This window comes from Cupriavidus sp. CPT47-8839-RL05A, from assembly GCF_058792255.1.
Genome location: NZ_JBYTEG010000007.1, coordinates 36,806 through 54,442, shown reverse-complemented (window position 1 = coordinate 54,442; position 17,637 = coordinate 36,806). Strand labels below are relative to the sequence as shown.

Sequence of the window (17,637 nt, the reverse complement as noted above, 5' to 3'; positions counted from 1 at the left end):
TTCTGGAGGAGGAGACGGGCCGGTGCGGCTTCAGGGCGCGCAGCGCAGTTGCGGCTTCACGGCGGGCGTCTCGCCAGGCTGGTCGCTGCCATTCCCCTGGCCGGGGTTGCCGCCGGTGCCGGGGGCACCCGGCGTGGTCGGTGCCGCGTTGGGCGAGCCGGTGGGGCTGTCGCCGGAGTCGCCGCCGCAGGCGGCGAGCGCTGCGCACATCAGCACGGCGGCGAGCCAGTGCGGCCGCGCCAGGAAGGAAGGTCGGAAAGTCATGGTGTCAATCTCCTGCAGGGGATCGGGCGGGGGGGGGAGGGTCGGTGAGGGACCCGTTCCATGACGAAACGGGTTCCAGCCGGATTTATGGATTCAGCGTGGACAGCGGCTGGCGTGCGCCGGTGATGGCCTTCAGTTCGTCCAGCGACAGCACGCGCGTCCACATCGCCAGGTCGTTGAAGCCCATCACGCCCTTGAGCGCGCCGGGGTTGTTGCCCACGTAGTTGTGCGTGGCATCGTCGTTCACGCCCCAGCCGGTGCCGAGTCCGGCCAGCTTGGTCACGTCGGTGTTGGCGATTGCCTTGTTCTCGGTCTTCTGCAAGCCCAGCACCGGATCGATGACATAGGCGCTGAAGCGCCTGGCTGCCGCGTCGACCGACAGCGCCAGGTAGGCCCACTGGTTGGCCGACACCTTCATGCCGTTGATGTCGTCGCGCTTGCCGCTGCCGCTGCCCAGGTTGAAGCGGATCTCGCAGCTGCCGAACAGCGCCACGGCAATGCCGGGGTTGCCGCCCGAGATGTAGTTCTTGTTGGACAGGATGGGCTCGCCGGTGCCGTTGCCCTGGCTGCAGTCGGTGCGGAACCAGAAGCCGATGGTGAACTGCGGGCTTTGGGTGATATCGGCGGCGTTGTATGCCAGCTTGTAGCTGTCGACACGCGAGTCCAGCTGCAGCGACTGGCCGCTGAAGTTGTCGGCAGCCAGCGTGCCGCCGTCAAGGCTTGCCACCCACGGGCCGAGCGTGGCGGCGTTCTTCGCGTCGGCGAACGGCTTGCTGTCGAGGCTGAAATACGTGGCCAGCCCATTGAGCAGCGTCGGTGCCAGCGTGACCGGCTTGACGTAGTGGATCTGCGCCAGGTACGACACCGGCACGTCGTTGCGCACCAGCGTGTAGTTGAACTGGTACAGGCCCGTGGCCATGTTGAAGGCCTTGTCGGTGAACTGCCGCGCCTCAGGTCCCAGCGAGGCGATCTGCACGCCGTCGCGCAGCACCCGGGTGACGCCGAAGGCTTCGGTCGGGTGCTGCCAGCTCAGCGTGATGGCATCGTTGTACTGGCTGATGCTGGCGCCGATGGCTCGCACGCCGGCGGTGGCAGTGGTCAGCGCCGAACCGTCCAGCCGCGTGGTGACCGGGTCAAGCGCCACGCCGGCGTGGGCCAGCACGGTGGGGACGATATCGGCTTCGGTCGGCAGCGCGGACAGGTCCGCCGGGGTGTCCGGCGCTGCCGCGCCAGGTCTGGCCAGCGCGCCGTTGAGCGCCTTGTTGGTGGCGAGGAAGGCGGTACGGTTCTCCACCGTCGGCACCGTGGTGGTGGCGCCGGTGGCATCCAGGCCGTGGCTGGTGGTGACCATCACCAGCCAGTCTTCACCGGGCTGCCCCTGGCTGCGCGCGGCCACGGCGCCGAGCAGCTCGCCCAGCGCCTTGTCGATGCCGGCCAGCGCCGTGGCATAGGCGCCGTTGCCGAAGCCGCCGGCTTCCGCCGCCTGTGCCGGCGCGCTGTATTGCGCAAACACCACGCCATAGCCGGACTGCACCTGCCGCACGGCGTTCTGCGTGACGCAGCTGTCGACCGCGGCGCAGTCAACCAGCGTATCGAGCATGCCCGCTTCCTGCTCGGCCTTGAGCAGGCCCGGCAGCACCCCCGAACTGGTGGATGCGCCTTGCTGCAGGCCGGGTTTGCCGGCCGCGCGCAGGTAGCGGAATACGGTGGGGGCCCGCAGTGCGGTGCTGCCGGTATCGTCTTCGATGCCGTGGCGGTTGGCCCAGGCGCCGGTCAGCACCGTGGCCCAGCTGGGCGCGTCCAGCGGCGGCTGCGCGGTGATGGTGCCGGGCATGCCGCCGGTGGCGGTGGGCACCAGGTTCAGCCGGGCCAGGTTGGGCAGCTCACGCCGCAAGAGCGCGCCCTGCACCTGGGCATAGGTGGCGCCGTCCACGCCGACCAGCAGCACGCGCGGGCCGCCGGCACCGGCAGGCGGCGGGGTCTTGATGGTGGTGTCGTTCGGTGCGGTTGTCGGCGCGGCGTCATCCCCGCCGCCGCAGCCGCCCAGTGTTGCCGCCAGTGCGGCGATCATGGTGGCGGCCAGCACACGGCCGCGCGCCATCCCCGCCAGCCTGCCCGGTGCAAGGTTCCCTGCCATCTCTGATTCCCCTGTTCATCTGCGTTGTTGTGCGCCGGCGGCAGGTGCCGCGTGGCGGATTGCGTTTGCCGCAATGCGCTCGCAGAGTAAGAACCGGGGTTGTCACCGTGGTGACAGCGGGGCAAAGAATGCTGATGGGGCTATTCGGATTCTTGGGGTGAGGGTGGCGCCAGCGTCCTATGCCTGGGGCGTGCCAACGGCATCGCCTGCCTGGATCAGCAGCACCGCGTCGCGCTTGTCCAGCAGGTGCTGGCGCAGGATGGCGGCAAGCCGCTTGCCATCGCGCGCCTCAAGTGCCTGCAGCATCTCTTCGTGGTCGTGGATGGCGCTGTCCCACTTCGGCTTCTGATAGTTGGAGCGGAAGCGCAGCGCCTGCAGCCGCCGGTTCACCGACAAATAGGTCTGGCGCAGCGCCGAATTGCGGGCCGCCAGGTTGATGCGGTCATGGATCTGGTGGTTGATCCGGTAATAGCCGGGCAGGTCGTCATTTGCCCGGCAGGCCAGCATCGCATAGTGCAGGGCCTTGATCTCGGCCAGTTCGACGGCCGTGATGCGTTCGCAGGCCAGTTCGCCGGAAAAGGCTTCCAGCCCGCTCATCAGCTCAAACGTGTCCTGGATCTCCGCCCCGGACAGGCGCGATACGGTCGCGCCGCGGTTGGGCGAGATATCGATCAGCCCCTCCGCCGCCAGCACCTTCAGGGCCTCGCGCAGCGGCGTGCGGGAGATGCCCAGGGTCTCGCACAGTTCGCGCTCATTGAGCTTCCTGCCCGGTTCCAGGGTGCCCTCGACGATGAACGTGCGCAGGTGGGCCACCACGGTGTCGTGCAAGCGTTGCCGTTCGAGCCTGGGCAGTACCGGAGCCGGCGAATCCGTGCCGGAAGTGGCGACAATTTGCATTCAAAATTCCTATCGCGTGATTGCGTTCAATTTTAGCAGACTCTCAACTGGAACTCAAAAACGCAGGTAAACCCTTAATTTGTCGGGTAAACGCTAGAGAATTTCCACGCAATCTCCGCTGTTTTTCCGTCACTCCTCTGATAAAGTATTTTGCATTCAAAACTCAACAGGAGGAGTCAAATGCTGAATCTCAACTTCCATCCCGCCGGCCGCCACTTCCTGCAGATCCCCGGACCGAGCCCGGTTCCCGATCGCATCCTGCGCGCCATCAGCTATCCGACCATCGACCATCGCGGCCCGGAATTCGGCGCGCTGGGCCTCAAGGTGCTGGACGGCATCAAGAAGATCTTCAAGACCGAGCAGCCGGTGGTGATCTATCCGGCTTCGGGCACGGGCGCCTGGGAAGCGGCGCTGTCGAACACGCTGAGCCCCGGCGACACGGTGCTGATGTTCGAGACCGGCCACTTCGCCACGCTGTGGAAGAAGATGGCCGAGAACCTGGGCATCAAGCCCGAGTTCCTCGGCCTGCCGGGCGTGGAGGGCTGGCGCCACGGGGTGCAGGCCGACATGATCGAGGCCCGCCTGCGTGCCGACACTGCGCATGCGATCAAGGCGGTGTGCGTGGTGCACAACGAGACCTCGACCGGCGTGACCTCGGATATTGCCGCCGTGCGCCGCGCCATCGATGCGGCCGGACACCCGGCGCTGCTGCTGGTCGACACCATCTCGGGGCTGGCGTCCGCCGATTACCGGCATGACGAGTGGGGCGTGGATGTGACCGTGTCCGGCTCGCAGAAGGGCCTGATGCTGCCGCCCGGCATCAGCTTCAATGCGGTCTCGCCCAAGGCCATCGCAGCCTCCCGCACGGCCCGGCTGCCGCGCAGCTTCTGGGGCTGGGATGAAATCATCGAGATGAACCGGACCGGCTACTGGCCCTACACCCCTAGCACGAACCTGCTTTATGGCCTGTCCGAAGCCCTCGACATGATCCTTGAGGAAGGGCTGGACAACGTCTTCACCCGCCACCAGCGCCTGGCCGAAGCCTGCCGCCGCGCGGTCAAGGCCTGGGGCCTGGAGATCCAGTGCGCGGACCCGGCCGTCTACAGCCCGGTGCTGACCGGCGTGATGATGCCCGAGGGGATCGACGCGGACGTGGTGCGCAGGAACATCTATGACCGCTTCAACATGTCGCTCGGCGCCGGCCTGGGCAAGGTCAAGGGCCGCATGTTCCGTATCGGCCATCTGGGCGACTGCAACGACCTCACGCTGATGGCCACGCTGGCCGGCTGCGAGATGGGCCTGAAGATCTCGGGCGTCGCGCTCGCGGGCAGCGGCACCGTCGCCGCCATGGACTATCTCGCCGCGCACGCGACGCCGCTGTCGCTCAAGGCTGCCGCCTGACGCAGTCACTGCCTTCCGAGACGGGGGCGGGCGCCGCGCGTGCGCAACGCCCCCGCCGGACTGATCGCAACGGATCAGCGCAGCACTGCCGTACCTGACAAAAAACAGAGGAGACGCTGTGGATACAACCCTGCAGGCGGGAACAAAGATCAGGACGTTCGAGGATGCGACCTATCGCAAGGTGAGCTGGAGGCTGGTGCCATTCCTGATGGTCTGCTTCCTGATCGCCTATCTCGATCGTGTCAACGTAGGTTTTGCCAAGCTCCAGATGTCGCAGCAACTGGGCTTCAGCGAAACCGTCTACGGGCTGGGCGCCGGGATTTTCTTTATCGGCTACTTCCTGTTCGAGGTGCCGAGCAACCTGGCATTGCACAAGTTCGGCGCCAAGGTATGGATCGGCCGGATCATGATCACGTGGGGGATACTCTCCGCGTGCTTTGCCTTCGTGCAGACGCCAACCCAGTTCTACACGCTGCGCTTCCTGCTGGGCCTGGCCGAAGCCGGCTTCACGCCAGGCATCGTGTACTACCTGTCGTGCTGGTACCCGTCGCAACGGCGTGCCAAGATCATGGCCATCTACTGCATGGGCTCGCCGCTGTCCGGCATCATCGGCAACCCGCTGTCCGGCTACCTGATGGGCAGCATGGCCGGCGTGGCTGGCTGGGGCGGCTGGCAATGGATGTTCATCATCGAGGCGGTGCCGGCGGTGCTGCTGGGCTGCTTCTGCTTCTACTACCTGGACAACTCCATTGCCAAGGCCAAGTGGCTGACCAGCGCGGAGAAGCAGGTCCTTGAACTGGCCAAGTCGGAAGACGTCAAGGCGGTGGACCCGCAGGCACGCGTCGGCAAGGTGTTTACCGATCCGCGCGTCTGGCTGATCAGCCTGATCTGCTTCTGCTATGTCACGGGCCAGTACGGCATCACGCTCTGGCTGCCCACGTTCATCAGGTCGACCGGTGTCAGCGACCCGCTCCATATCGGCATGCTGAGCGCGATACCGTATATGGCGGCCATTGTCGCGATGTACTTCTTCGGTCGCAGCGCCGACAAGCACCGCGAGCGGCGCTGGCACCTGATCATCCCGTGCATGATGGGTGCGATCGGCTTCCTGGCGTTGCCCTGGGTCATGCACAGCACCGCGCTGTCCCTGGTGTTCCTGTCGATCGCCACAGCCGGCATCCTGACCTGCACGCCGCTGTTCTGGTCCCTGCCGACGGCTTTCCTCAGCGGCGCGGCGTTGGCCACGGCCATCGCCATGAGCAACTCGATCGGCAACCTTGCCGGCTTTACCAGCGGCTACATGATCGGCTACCTGCGCGACGTGACCCAGAGCGGCAACAGTGCCTACTACATGATTGCCGGGATGCTGATGCTGGGTGCGTTCTGCATCTGGACAATACCTGCCCGCCTGGTCAACCGATAGCGAGACAAAGCGGGGTGCGGCACCGTGCCGCTGCCCCGCCTGGCCATCACCTCGCAAACACTTCGCGCCCTTGCCGGCGCATGGAAGGCTCTCATGACAAACTCGTACCAACCGGTGCCAGACGGCCCCGGCCATCACGCGCCGTTCAGCGTGGTGGAAGCCACCGTTGCCAGCGCGCATGCCGCGATGCGCGACGGCAGGCTGACGGCGCGCCAACTGGCCAGCGCCTGCCTCGCGCGCATCTCGGCCTATGACCAGGGCGGCCCCGCCCTGCGCAGCATCCTGCAGCCCAACCCGCAGGCGCTGGAAGAGGCCGGCCGCATCGACGCCATGGCGGGCCGCAACCCCACGCGGCCGCTGGCGCTGCTGCATGGCATCCCGGTGCTGGTCAAGGACAACATCGAATGCGGCGGCATGGAAACCACCGCCGGCGCCGCCTGCCTGCGCGGCAACCTGTCCAGCGACGATGCCTTCGTCATCCGCCGGCTGCGCGAGGCGGGTGCCATCGTGCTGGCCAAGACCAACCTGCACGAGCTTGCCTCCGGCGGCGAGACCGTCAGCACCTTGTCCGGCCAGACCCTCAATCCCTATGACCTGACCCGCACGCCCGGCGGTTCCAGCGGCGGCACCGGCGCCGGCATCGCCGCCAGCTTCGGCCTGCTTGGCATCGGCACCGACGGGGTCAATTCCATCCGCTCGCCGGCCTCGGCCAACAACTTGGTGGGCCTGCGTCCGACCATGGGCCTGATCAGCCGGGCCGGGCTGGTCCCTTGCGGGCTGACGCAGGACACCATCGGCCCGATCACCCGCACGGTCGCCGATACGGCGCTGCTGCTCGATGTCATCGCCGGCCATGATCCGGCCGACCCGGTCACCAGCCAGGGCGCGCCCCACATCCCGGCGAGCTATGCCGCCAGCCTCGACCGCGACGGACTCAGGGGCGCGCGCATCGGCGTGTTGCGGCATTTCTTCGGTGATCAGGATGTGCACCGTCCGGTCAACGCCGTGATGCAGGCAGCGCTGGCGACCATCGCGGCACAAGGCGCCGAGCTGGTCGCGATTGAAGACGCGATCAGCCCGGACGAGCTGCTCGCGTCCACGCTTGTGCACCACTACGAGATGGCGCGCGATCTCGATGCCTACCTGGCGGGGCTGCCCCCCGGCGTCCCGGTGCGATCGATGAAGGACATCATCGCTGCCGGTTCGGTCCATCCAAGCGTGGCGGGAACCCTCGACACCGCGGCAGCGCTGAGCGAGCGGGAAGGGGAGTACCGCGAACGCCTGCAGCGCCAGCAGGCATTGCGCCAGCGGCTGCAGGGCCTGATGGCGCGGCACCGGCTTGATGCGCTGGCATTTCCGCACCAGCGGCGCCTGGTGGCGCCGGTCGGCGAGATCCAGGCAGAGCGCAATGGCGTGCTCGCGTCGGCCACCGGCTTTCCGGCCATCGTGATTCCGGCCGGATTTTCGGCGCCAGACGGCAATGCACCGCAGGGTGTGCCGGTCGGGCTGGAGTTCTTTGGCTTGCCCTTCACCGAACCCGTGCTGATACGGCTGGCCTATGCGGCCGAGCAGGCCTTGCGCGCGCGCCGGCCGCCGCACTCGACGCCCGCGCTGGAATAGGCGCGCGCCGGAACGAAGTTTTATCGCTGCTCGACAAACGCCAGCCGGACACGGCGGCGACAAGGTCGCGGACAAACCGCGGCAACCTCGAAACGAGGAGGAGACAAAGATGGGCGCAGAAACTGTAGTTCAATCGCCGAATTCCCCACAGCAGCATGAGCTCGACCGGGCCATGGATGGCATCGGGGTGACGGCGTCGCACAAGAAGATCATCTTCATGATCATGCTCGGGGTGATGTTCGATGTCTTCGAACAGAACGCCGTCGGCCTGATCGGCCCCATGCTGCGCGAGCAGTGGGGCATCTCGGTGGCGGAGATCGGCTTTCTCAATACGCTGACCTTCAGCGCCGCCGCGCTGGGACGCATCGGCTCCGGCTATATCGCGGACCGCTACGGCAGGCGCACGATGCTGAGCGCCAACCTGCTGCTGTTCACGCTGGGCGCCATCATCTGCGCGCTGGCGCCGAACTATGGCGTGCTGGCGGCGGGCCGCTTTATCGTCGGCATCGGCCTGGGCGGGGAGATCTCGATCGCCGTGACCATGCTGGCCGAGCTGTGCTCGACGCGCTTCCGCGGCACCGCGGTGGGCCTGGTCAGCGTGGGCAGCGGCGGCCTCGGCAATATGCTAGCGCCGGCTTTCGGCCTGGCGGTATTCGCCATGTTCCCGGGACCGGACAGCTGGCGCTGGCTCTTTGCCTGCCTGGTGCTGCCGGCATTCTTCGTCGTGTTCTACCGGCGCTTTATTCCGGAGACGCCGCGCTTCCTGCTGTCCAAGGGGCGCGTGGACGAGGCCAACCGGGTGCTGTCGGTGCTCGCATCCGGCCGCCTGGGCAAGCTCGACGGCGAGCCGACGCCCTATATCAAGGCCGCGATCCAGGACGACGCGCCGCGCACCAGGGTGCGCCTGAGCGATATCTTCAAGGGTCGCCTGGGACGGCGCACGATCGCGCTGGGGATTGCGGTGTCCATGACGTACGGCGCGCAGATCTCGGTGCTGACGCTGATGCCGACCATCCTGATGTCGCAGGGCTACACCATCTCCAAGAGCTTTCTCTTCACCATGGTGATGCAGAGCGGCAGCCTGTTCGGGGCGCTCGCGGCGTCGTACTGCGGCTATCACTTCCCGCGCAAGCGGGTGCTGACGATAGGCGCGGGGCTGGCCTGCGCGGCCGGGTTGTGCTTCGGCTTCCTGACGTATAACGTGGGCCTGGTGCTGCTGTTCGGTGCCGCCTTCACGTTCTGCGTGGTATTGCTGAACACGTCGATCTGGATCTTCGCGCCGGAGCAGTATCCCACCCACGTGCGCGCGTTCGGCACCTCGCTGATCCTGGCGCTGGGCACCCTGGCCGGCGCGCTGACGCCGCTGATCAGCGGGCGTGTGTTCGAAACCTACGGCGTCGGCGGCATGTTCAGCATGCTCGCGGCGATGTACGCAGTGTTTGCGCTGGCCGTGCAGTTCGCGCCGGAAACCTTCGGCCGCGCCATGGGCGAGACCGCCGCCGACGACGAAGCCGCGCCTGCGGTCAGCGGCACCGCGGCCAGCGCCAGCGGCTCCTGAGACCGGCCCGTTCCCGGCAGCGTGCTGCGCGCGCTTGCCGGGAGCGGGATACCGGGCGATATTCATCCCTCATTCAAGGAAATACCCAAGGCATGACATCTTCCAATATCGATCGGGTCGCGCAGGCCCTGCTCAGCGCGCGTAGCGAACAGGGCTGCGCCGATGCAGAGCAATTCGCCACCGTGCTTGAGAATGCGGAACAGGCCTACGCCGTGCAGTCGGCCGTGGCCCGCGCGCTTGGCTGGCAAGTGTCAGGCGCCGGCTACTGGAAATCCGGCGGTGCCTCGCGCGAGGCGGTGCTGACGCATGCCGAACTGCCGCCTGCCGGGGTCTGGACCAGCCCCGCGCATGCCGGCGACTGGCCTTTCACATGGCGCGGCATCGAGGCAGAGATTGCGTTGCGGCTGGGGCAGGGCGTTGACGCCGCGCAGGCTGCCGCCCTCGACTACGCCGGCGCGGCCGGGCTGATCGATGCGATGGCGGTGTCGATCGAAGTCGTCGATTCGCGCTGGCGGCAGTATCTTGCCGCGCCCGCGCTGCTGAAGCTGGCCGACCTGCAGTCCCACGGCGCCCTGGTGCTTGGCGAATGGCGTGACTATGCGGCGCGGGACTGGGCGGCACAGCATTGCCGGGTGCGGATCGGCACGCAAACCACCGAGCGCCGCGGCACCCACGCGCTGGGCGATCCGGCCTTTGGGCTGGCCGCCTGGCTGCGCCATGCCACGCGCGACGGGCAACGTGTAGAGGCCGGCACGGTCGTCACTACCGGCACCTGGGTCGGCATCCTGGACGCATCGGCAGGCGACCTGGTGACCGCGGAGTTCGATGGCATCGGCGAGGCCTCGGTCCAGCTCTGAGGACGGCGTTGCCCTTGACGGGGCGTCAGCTGCGCAAGCCGACGCCCTGCATGATGATCCGCAGCACCCACGCGGCCACGCCCAGTGCCGCCACGCTGGCGGCCCAGATCAGCACCAGCCAGCCGATGCGGCGCAGCCAGGTGCCGGTGCTTGTCCCCGAGCGCCGTGTATCCATAGCCATCAGTGATAGCCCTCGCCGTGGCGCACCTTGCCGCGGAACACGTAGTAGGCCCATACCGTGTACATCAGGATGAAGGGGATGATGAACAGCGCCCCCACCAGCGCAAAGCCCTGGCTTTGCGGCGGCGCGGCGGCGTCCCAGATCGAGATTCCCGGCGGGATGATATTGGGCCAGACGCTGATCGCCAGCCCGCTGTAGCCCAGGAACACCAGCCCCAGCGCGTACATGAACGGCGAGATATCCGGCTCATGCCGCAGCGCGCGCATCAGCATGAACATGCACAGCGCCACCAGGATCGGCACCGGCGAGAACCAGAACAGGTTGGGCAGGCTGAACCAGCGCTCGGCAATCTCGGGATGCGTCAGCGGCGTCCACAGGCTGATCACGGCGATCACCGCCAGCAGCAGCCACGCCAGCGAGCCGGTCAGCTTGATCATGCGCTGCTGCAAGTCGCCCTCGGTCTTCATGATCAGCCAGGTGCTGCCCAGCACCGTGTAGGCCACCATCAGCCCCACGCCGCAGAACAGCGGGAAGGGCGTGAGCCAGTCCAGCGGCCCGCCGGCAAAGCGGTGGCCCTCCAGCTTGATGCCGTCGATATAGGCGCCCAGCGCCACGCCCTGGAAGAAACTGGCCGTGCCCGAGCCCAGGATGAAGGCGGCATCCCACACCGGGCGCTCGCGGTCGTTGGCCTTGAAGCGGAACTCGAACGCCACGCCGCGGAAGATCAGGCCCAGCAGCATCAGCATCAGCGGCAGGTAGAGCGCGCTCAGCACCACCGAATACGCCAGCGGGAACGCCGCCAGCAGCCCGGCGCCGCCCAGCACCAGCCAGGTCTCGTTGCCGTCCCAGACCGGTGCCACCGTGTTCATCATCACGTCGCGGTCATGCCGGTCCGGCACGAACGGATAGAGCATGCCGATGCCCAGGTCGAAGCCGTCCATCACCACGTACATCATCACGCCGAAGAAGATGATGAAGATCCAGAGAAGCGAGAGGTCGATGCCCATGGTGTCAGCTCCGGGTGCGTGCAGTGGTGGCGGGGGCGAGCGCTTCGTCGTCATCCACGGCTGACAATGGCCGTGCCGGCGTATGCCCGCGTCCGGGGCCGCCTTCCGGCTTGGCTTCTTCCAGCGCCGGACCCTTGCGCACCAGCCGCATCATGTAGGCGATGCCGACGCCGAACACGAAGAAGTAGGCCACCACGAAGATCGCCAGCGTCGTTGCCAGTTCGGGCACGCCGTGCGGCGACACCGCGTCGGCGGTGCGCTGCAGCCCGTAGACCACCCACGGCTGGCGCCCGACCTCGGTGGTGAACCAGCCGGCCAGGATGGCGATCAGGCCGGTGGGCCCCATCCACAGCGCCATATGCAGGAAGCCGCGCGAGCGGTACAGGCGCTCGCCCCGGCGCAGCAGCAGGCTCCACAAGCCCAGCAGGATCATCAGCAGCCCCAGCCCCACCATCACGCGGAACGACCAGAACAGGATGGTGGAATTGGGCCGGTCCTGCGGCGCGAACTCCTTCAGGCCCTTGATCTGCCCGTCCCAGGTATGGGTCAGGATCAGGCTGCCCAGGCGCGGCACCTCGACCGCGAAGCGCGTCTCTTCGCGCGCCATGTCGGGCCAGCCGAACAGCAGCAGCGGCAGGCCTTCATTGCCCTTGTTCTCCCAGTGCCCTTCCAGCGCGGCGATCTTGGCGGGCTGGTGCTTGAGCGTGTTCAGGCCGTGCATGTCGCCGATCACGGCCTGGATCGGCGCGACGATCAGCAGCATCCACATCGCCATCGACAGCATCTTGCGGATGGCGGGGTTGTCGCGCCCGCGCAGCAGGTGCCAGGCGGCGGAGGCGCCGACGAACAGCGCCGTGGCCAGGAACGCCGCCACGCTCATATGCACCAGGCGGTAGGGGAACGACGGGTTGAAGATGACTTCGAACCAGTTGGTCGGCACCACGCGGCCGTTGATGATCTCGAAGCCCGCCGGCGTCTGCATCCAGCTGTTGGAGGCCAGGATCCAGGTGGCGGAGATCAGCGTGCCGAGCGCCACCATCACCGTGGCAAAGAAATGCAGCCCCGGCCCGACGCGGTTCCAGCCGAACAGCATCACGCCCAGGAAGCCCGCTTCCAGGAAGAACGCGGTCAGCACCTCATAGGTCAGCAATGGCCCGGTGATGCTGCCCGCGAACTCGGAGAAGAAGCTCCAGTTGGTGCCGAACTGGTAGGCCATCACCAGCCCGGACACCACCCCCATGCCGAAATTGACGGCAAAGATCTTGGACCAGAAGTGGTAGAGGTCGCGGTAATGCGTGCGCTGCGTGCGCAGCCAGCAGCCTTCCAGCACCGCCAGGTAGGCGGCCAGGCCGATGGTGATCGCCGGAAAAATGATGTGGAAAGAAATCGTGAACGCAAACTGCGTGCGGGCGAGGTCGAGCGCGGTCAAACCAAACATTGTTGTTCTCCGTGGCGCTGGCCTGGCGCACGCCTGGGACGGGCGCGGCACTGCCGTCTGGCAGGCCGGGGCCGGTCGACAGGGCGCGCCGGGGCGCGGGCCGTAGGCGCGTGCGGTAAAGCGTAGTGTACGCCGCGCGCGCAGCAAAGGGCACTGTTGCTACCGGTGGCGTACGGGTGACATATCGCCGCACCCGGTACCGCCGGCGCCGCTTCGCGCGGCCCGATGCCCTTGTCGATGGCGACCATGCTAACGGAGCCGGGACGAACGGAACAGCATCACCTCATTGAAAAAATACCGTATCAGTTTTGCGCGGCGCAGCAGAGGCAGCGACTGACAAGCAGGGCAAAGAAGTGCATAGTCATGCGCTTCCCAGAAGCCTTTGAACATCGCGTCCGCCATCGTATGACGCGGCCCCGCCTGCCATGGATTCCACCTTGCTGATCGTGATCGCCGGCGCCGCCGTGGCTGGCTTTGTCCAGGGGCTGTCCGGCTTTGCCTTCGGCATGGTGGCGATGTCGTTCTGGGCCTGGGCGATCGAGCCGCAGCTGGCGTCGGCCATGACCGTGTTCGGCGCGCTTACCGGCCAGCTGCTGGCGGCGGTGTCGGTGCGGCGCGGGCTGTCGTGGCGGCGGCTGTGGCCGTTCGTGGCCGGCGGCGTGGCCGGCATCCCCCTTGGCGTGGCGATCCTGCCGATGCTCGACGCGCTGTGGTTCAAGGTCGTGCTCGGCGGCTTCCTGACCCTGTGGTGCCCGGTCATGCTGATGGTGCGCAAGCTGCCCCATATCGGCGTGGGCGGGCGCGTGGCCGATGGCGTTGCCGGTGCGGCCGGCGGCGTGATGGGCGGCATCGGTGGTTTCACTGGCGTGATCCCCACGCTGTGGTGCACGCTGCGCGGCTTCGACAAGGACGAACAGCGCGCGGTGATCCAGAACTTCAACCTCGCCACGCTGGCCATGACCATGGCCGCCTATGTGGGCAAGGGCATCGTCACGCGCGAGATGCTGCCGATGTTCCTGGTGGTGGCGCCCGCGATGCTGGTGCCAACGCTGCTGGGCACGCGGCTCTATCTGGGGATCAGCGAGGCCACCTTCCGCAAGGTCGTGCTGACGCTGCTGACCGTATCCGGTGTGGCGCTGCTGGCCACGTCGGTGCCGGTGCTGATGGCGCGTGCCAGCTAGACGGCCCTGACCTGCGCCGCAGCCTCGCGCAGGCATTCCAGCAGCTGGTCGGTGCCGAGCGAGGGCGCCCGTTCGCGCAGCGTGATGATGCCGACCGGGGGCAGGTCGACCGGCACGGCCATCTTCAGCACGTGCAACCGGCCTTCCTCCTGCAACGACAGCGCCACCGACTCAGCCATGAAGCCGGCCGCGCCGCGCTGGCCGACGAAGGTGGCCTGCGCCAGGTAGGACGAGGTCTCGATGACATCCTGCGGCGGGTGCAGGCCGTGGCGATAGAAGGCCTGCTCGATCTTCACGCGCAGCGAGGCCCACGGCGGCGGCAGCACGCAGGGCATCGCCGCCAGGTCGGCCCAGCTGGGGCGGGCCTTGCGCGCGAGCTTGTGGCCGCGGCGGACCACGACCACCATCGGTTCTTCATAGAGGGCTTCGGTCAGCAGGTCCGGCGCCGCATAGCCCGGCTCCAGCCGGCCCACGATCAGGTCCAGCTCGCGCAGCCGCAGCTTGGGCAGCAGGTGGGTCAGGTCGCCTTCCTCCACCAGTACGGTGGCGCGCGCGTGGCGGTCCTTGAGCGCGCCCACGGCCTGCGCCAGCAGCACCGGCAGCGCCGCGCCCATCGAGCCCACGCGGATGCGGCCGGAAGCGCCGCTCTGCACCGCGGCGATCTCGTCGCGGGTCTGCTCGTACTGGGCCAGCACCGAGCGCGCAAAGCGCACCAGCGATTCGCCGGCGGCGGTGGGCTCGGTGCCGCGGGTGGAGCGCGTGAACAGCGACAGACCCAGCATCCTTTCGACTTCGGTCAGCACCTTGGACACTGCCGGCTGGCTCACGGACAGGAACTCCGCGGTGCGGCCGAGGTGGCGGAACTCATCCAGCGCCACCAGCAGTTGCAGGTGGCGCAGCTTGATATTGGAGCGCAGCGCGCGATCGATCTGGACCATGCCCGCCAGTCTATCTAACCTTAAGGTTATGAAGCAATGCCGTTCTTTGATTGGATTGTTATGTTGAGGCGCGACAGAATGCGGGCATGACGAGGCTGGCTGCGCCGGTCCCGCCGATAATCAGAACATCGGAGACACCCGCAAATGACCCAAGGATTCCCCATCGATTCCAAGCGCCGCTGCCTGCTCATCGGAGCCGCCGCGGGTGCCGCCGCGGGCGCTGCCGGCGTGCTGCTGCCTGCCGCGCGGGCGCTGGCCGCCGAGTATCCCGAGCGTCCCATCACCTTCATCTGCCCATGGCCGGTCGGCGGCACCGCTGACCAGTCGATGCGCGCGCTGTGCCAGGTGGCGAGCGGCATTCTCAAGCAGTCGATCGTGGTCGAGAACCGCGCCGGCGCTTCCGGCATGATCGGCACCAAGGCCCTGGCGCGCGCCAATCCGGACGGCTACACCATCGGCCAGATCCCGATCTCGGTGACGCGCTTCGCGCAGCTCGGCATGCTGCAGCTGGACCCGCGCAGCGAACTGACCTACCTGGCGCGCACCTCGGGCCAGACCTTCGGCATCGCCGTGCCGGCCAGCTCGCGCTACAAGACGCTGCAGGACGTGGTGGCCGCCGCCAAGGCCAGCCCCGGCAGGATCACCTATGCGCACGCCGGCATCGGCGGCGCGACCCACGTCGGCATGGAGCAGTTCGCGCTGGCCGCGGGCATCCAGTTCAACGCGATCGCCTACAAGGGTGGCGCCGCCGCGCTGCAGGACGTGCTGGCCGGGCAGGTCGACCTGCTGGCCGATTCCAGCTCGTGGGCGCCGCACGTGGAAGCCGGCAAGCTGCGCCTGCTGGCCACCTGGGGCGAACAGCGCGCGACCCGCTTCAAGGACACGCCGACGCTCAAGGAGCTGGGCTACAACGTGGTGGTGGAAGCGCCCAACGGCATCGGCGCCCCGAAAGGCCTGCCGCCCGCCGTGGAAAAGAAGCTGCGCGACGCCTTCCGCGCCGCGGTGGCCAGCAACGAGTTCAAGCAGGTGGCGGCGCGCCTGGATGCGCCCGTGATGTACCTGGACGGTCCTGACTACAAGAAGTACGTGGCCAGCGTCTATGACCAGGAAACCCAGCTGATCCAGCGCCTCAAGCTGAAAGAACTGCTGCAGCAAAGCTGATCGCCGTCGAAGGCCAAGTCCAAGTGAATCCCAATCCCGTCATCCGCCTGCACGCCAACGACAACGTGCTGGTCGCCCGCAGCGACCTCAGCCTTGGCCAGCAGCTGGCCGACCCCGCCGTGCGCGTGCGCGCACAGGTGCCGGCCGGCCACAAGATCGCGGCCTGCGCCATCGCCGCCGGCACGCCGGTGCGCAAGTTCGACACCGTCATCGGCGTGGCCGCGCGCGATATCGCCCAGGGCGACCACGTGCATTCGCACAACCTGACCCTGGTCGATTTCTACCGCGACCCGGCGTTCTGCCAGGACGTGCGGCCGGTGGACTACGTGCCCGAGGCCCGGCGCGCCACCTTCAACGGCTTTGTGCGCCCGGACGGGCGCGTGGGTACGCGCAATTTCATCGGCATCCTGTCTTCGGTCAATTGCTCGTCCACCGTGATCCGCCAGATCGCCGCGCATTTCACAGCGGAGCGGCTGGCAGCGTATCCGAATGTCGATGGCGTGGTCGCCTTCGCGCAGACCAGCGGCTGCGGCATGTCGTCGCCGAGCGAGCACTTCGACGTGTTGCGCCGCACGCTGGCCGGCTACGCACGCCATCCCAACCTGGCCGGCGTGCTGATCGTCGGCCTCGGCTGCGAGCGCAACCAGGTGGCCTCACTGGTGGAATCGCAGGGGCTTGAGCCCGGCCCCGCGGTGCACACGCTGGTGATGCAGGATAGCGGCGGCACGCGTGCCACCATTGCCGCAGGCATCCGCGCGATCGAATCGATGCTGCCCGCGGCCAATGCCGCGGTGCGCCAGCCGGTATCGGCCAGCCACCTGAAGATCGGGCTGGAATGCGGCGGCTCGGACGGTTTTTCCGGCATCAGCGCCAACCCGGCGCTGGGCGCGGCGATGGATATCCTGGTGCGCCATGGCGGCACCGCCATCCTGTCCGAGACCCCGGAAATCCACGGTGTGGAATTCATGCTCACGCGCCGCGCGGTGACGCCCGAGGTCGGCCAGAAGCTGCTGGACCGCCTGGCCTGGTGGGAGCGCTACACCGCCGGCCACAACGCCCAGTTCAACGGCGTGGTCGGCCACGGCAACCAGCAGGGCGGGCTGGCCAATATCTTCGAGAAATCGCTGGGCTCGGCCATGAAGGGCGGCACCACGCCGCTGCAGGCAGTGTACGAATACGCCGAGCCGATCGACCAGGCCGGCTTTGTGTTCATGGACTCGCCCGGCTATGACCCGGTGGCCGTCACCGGCCAGATTGCCAGCGGCGCCAACCTGATCTGCTTTACCACGGGCCGCGGTTCGATGTTCGGCTCCAAGCCCGCGCCGACGATCAAGCTCGCATCCAGCTCGGCGATGTACCACCGCCTGGAAGAAGACATGGACATCAACTGCGGGCTGGTGCTCGACGGCGAACTGACCGTGCCGCAGATGGGCCAGCGGATCTTCGAACATATCCTGCGCGCGGCCTCCGGCGAGCCGACCAAGAGCGAAGCGCTGGGCCTGGGCGACAACGAGTTCGTGCCCTGGCACCTCGGCATCGTCAGCTGAGCCGCCTTCCGCCAATCTTTCTTCCTC

Annotated in this window: 15 protein-coding genes; 8 read left to right on the top strand and 7 right to left on the bottom strand. The window is 67.4% G+C overall.

Translation table 11 applies throughout. From position 1 onward, the window contains the following. Window positions 1-30: 30 nt before the first annotated feature. From AC3WVS_RS10050 to AC3WVS_RS10040, 3 genes are all read right to left on the bottom strand, one after another. Window positions 31-264 carry a hypothetical protein gene (locus AC3WVS_RS10050; protein ID WP_492318500.1) on the bottom strand — a complete coding sequence of 78 codons (234 nt, stop codon included), beginning with the start codon at window positions 262-264 and terminating at the stop codon, window positions 31-33. An 85-nt stretch (window positions 265-349) separates the two neighbouring features. Then, window positions 350-2,401 carry a LamG-like jellyroll fold domain-containing protein gene (locus tag AC3WVS_RS10045; protein WP_492318499.1) on the bottom strand — a complete coding sequence of 684 codons (2,052 nt, stop codon included), beginning with the start codon at window positions 2,399-2,401 and terminating at the stop codon, window positions 350-352. 177 nt (window positions 2,402-2,578) lie between these two features. Next, a complete protein-coding gene (locus tag AC3WVS_RS10040; RefSeq protein ID WP_492318498.1) occupies window positions 2,579-3,298 on the bottom strand; it encodes a GntR family transcriptional regulator in 720 nt (239 codons plus the stop codon). A gap of 180 nt (window positions 3,299-3,478) precedes the next feature. Here AC3WVS_RS10040 and AC3WVS_RS10035 point away from each other — a divergent pair, with 180 nt between their 5' ends. The 5 genes from AC3WVS_RS10035 (at window position 3,479) to AC3WVS_RS10015 (ending at window position 10,157) form a co-directional block, all read left to right on the top strand. After that, window positions 3,479-4,699: a pyridoxal-phosphate-dependent aminotransferase family protein gene (locus AC3WVS_RS10035; RefSeq protein ID WP_492318497.1), complete on the top strand. Its 1,221-nt coding sequence runs from the start codon at window positions 3,479-3,481 to the stop codon at window positions 4,697-4,699. Between the two features lie 118 nt (window positions 4,700-4,817). Then, window positions 4,818-6,122: an MFS transporter gene (locus tag AC3WVS_RS10030; protein ID WP_492318496.1), complete on the top strand. Its 1,305-nt coding sequence runs from the start codon at window positions 4,818-4,820 to the stop codon at window positions 6,120-6,122. 93 nt (window positions 6,123-6,215) lie between these two features. Further along, the gene (locus tag AC3WVS_RS10025; RefSeq protein ID WP_492318495.1) at window positions 6,216-7,742 is read left to right on the top strand and encodes an amidase family protein; all 1,527 of its coding nucleotides are present in this window, start codon (window positions 6,216-6,218) and stop codon (window positions 7,740-7,742) included. Window positions 7,743-7,851: 109 nt separating this feature from the next. After that, window positions 7,852-9,300, top strand: a complete 1,449-nt coding sequence (locus AC3WVS_RS10020) for an MFS transporter (RefSeq protein WP_492318494.1) — start codon at window positions 7,852-7,854, stop codon at window positions 9,298-9,300. Between the two features lie 92 nt (window positions 9,301-9,392). Then, window positions 9,393-10,157 (top strand): fumarylacetoacetate hydrolase family protein, encoded by a 765-nt coding sequence (locus tag AC3WVS_RS10015; protein ID WP_492318493.1) that lies wholly within the window; start codon window positions 9,393-9,395, stop codon window positions 10,155-10,157. Window positions 10,158-10,182: 25 nt separating this feature from the next. Here AC3WVS_RS10015 and AC3WVS_RS10010 read toward each other — a convergent pair whose 3' ends face one another. The 3 genes from AC3WVS_RS10010 to AC3WVS_RS10000 are packed head-to-tail and all read right to left on the bottom strand — an operon-like array spanning window position 10,183 to window position 12,783. Next, window positions 10,183-10,338, bottom strand: coding sequence for a DUF2474 domain-containing protein (locus tag AC3WVS_RS10010; protein WP_492318492.1), 156 nt, complete (start codon window positions 10,336-10,338; stop codon window positions 10,183-10,185). Beyond that, entirely contained in the window at window positions 10,338-11,345 is a 1,008-nt protein-coding gene (gene cydB, locus AC3WVS_RS10005; protein ID WP_492318491.1) for a cytochrome d ubiquinol oxidase subunit II, read from the bottom strand. Before cydB ends, AC3WVS_RS10010 begins: the two co-directional genes overlap by 1 nt. Before the next feature lie 4 nt (window positions 11,346-11,349). Beyond that, entirely contained in the window at window positions 11,350-12,783 is a 1,434-nt protein-coding gene (locus AC3WVS_RS10000) for a cytochrome ubiquinol oxidase subunit I (RefSeq protein WP_492318490.1), read from the bottom strand. Window positions 12,784-13,208: 425 nt separating this feature from the next. Here AC3WVS_RS10000 and AC3WVS_RS09995 point away from each other — a divergent pair, with 425 nt between their 5' ends. Further along, window positions 13,209-13,964 carry a sulfite exporter TauE/SafE family protein gene (locus tag AC3WVS_RS09995; RefSeq protein ID WP_492318489.1) on the top strand — a complete coding sequence of 252 codons (756 nt, stop codon included), beginning with the start codon at window positions 13,209-13,211 and terminating at the stop codon, window positions 13,962-13,964. Here the strand turns inward: AC3WVS_RS09995 and AC3WVS_RS09990 are convergent. Beyond that, window positions 13,961-14,902, bottom strand: a complete 942-nt coding sequence (locus AC3WVS_RS09990; RefSeq protein ID WP_492318488.1) for a LysR substrate-binding domain-containing protein — start codon at window positions 14,900-14,902, stop codon at window positions 13,961-13,963. The two genes, AC3WVS_RS09995 and AC3WVS_RS09990, sit on opposite strands and share 4 nt — an antisense overlap. A gap of 144 nt (window positions 14,903-15,046) precedes the next feature. Between AC3WVS_RS09990 and AC3WVS_RS09985 the strand changes: the two genes are divergently transcribed. Both AC3WVS_RS09985 and AC3WVS_RS09980 read left to right on the top strand, forming a co-directional pair. After that, window positions 15,047-16,063 (top strand): tripartite tricarboxylate transporter substrate binding protein, encoded by a 1,017-nt coding sequence (locus AC3WVS_RS09985; RefSeq protein WP_492318487.1) that lies wholly within the window; start codon window positions 15,047-15,049, stop codon window positions 16,061-16,063. 23 nt (window positions 16,064-16,086) lie between these two features. Further along, window positions 16,087-17,610 (top strand): UxaA family hydrolase, encoded by a 1,524-nt coding sequence (locus AC3WVS_RS09980; RefSeq protein ID WP_492318486.1) that lies wholly within the window; start codon window positions 16,087-16,089, stop codon window positions 17,608-17,610. Window positions 17,611-17,637 lie beyond the last annotated feature (27 nt).

Coding starts and splice junctions, on each gene's coding strand:
- AC3WVS_RS10050 (WP_492318500.1), bottom strand. CDS start 264: ATGACTTTCCGACCTTCCTTCCTGGCGCGGCCGCACTGGCTCGCCGCC.
- AC3WVS_RS10045 (WP_492318499.1), bottom strand. CDS start 2,401: ATGGCAGGGAACCTTGCACCGGGCAGGCTGGCGGGGATGGCGCGCGGC.
- AC3WVS_RS10040 (WP_492318498.1), bottom strand. CDS start 3,298: ATGCAAATTGTCGCCACTTCCGGCACGGATTCGCCGGCTCCGGTACTG.
- AC3WVS_RS10035 (WP_492318497.1), top strand. CDS start 3,479: ATGCTGAATCTCAACTTCCATCCCGCCGGCCGCCACTTCCTGCAGATC.
- AC3WVS_RS10025 (WP_492318495.1), top strand. CDS start 6,216: ATGACAAACTCGTACCAACCGGTGCCAGACGGCCCCGGCCATCACGCG.
- AC3WVS_RS10020 (WP_492318494.1), top strand. CDS start 7,852: ATGGGCGCAGAAACTGTAGTTCAATCGCCGAATTCCCCACAGCAGCAT.
- AC3WVS_RS10015 (WP_492318493.1), top strand. CDS start 9,393: ATGACATCTTCCAATATCGATCGGGTCGCGCAGGCCCTGCTCAGCGCG.
- AC3WVS_RS10010 (WP_492318492.1), bottom strand. CDS start 10,338: ATGGCTATGGATACACGGCGCTCGGGGACAAGCACCGGCACCTGGCTG.
- cydB (WP_492318491.1), bottom strand. CDS start 11,345: ATGGGCATCGACCTCTCGCTTCTCTGGATCTTCATCATCTTCTTCGGC.
- AC3WVS_RS10000 (WP_492318490.1), bottom strand. CDS start 12,783: ATGTTTGGTTTGACCGCGCTCGACCTCGCCCGCACGCAGTTTGCGTTC.
- AC3WVS_RS09995 (WP_492318489.1), top strand. CDS start 13,209: ATGGATTCCACCTTGCTGATCGTGATCGCCGGCGCCGCCGTGGCTGGC.
- AC3WVS_RS09990 (WP_492318488.1), bottom strand. CDS start 14,902: ATGGTCCAGATCGATCGCGCGCTGCGCTCCAATATCAAGCTGCGCCAC.
- AC3WVS_RS09985 (WP_492318487.1), top strand. CDS start 15,047: ATGACCCAAGGATTCCCCATCGATTCCAAGCGCCGCTGCCTGCTCATC.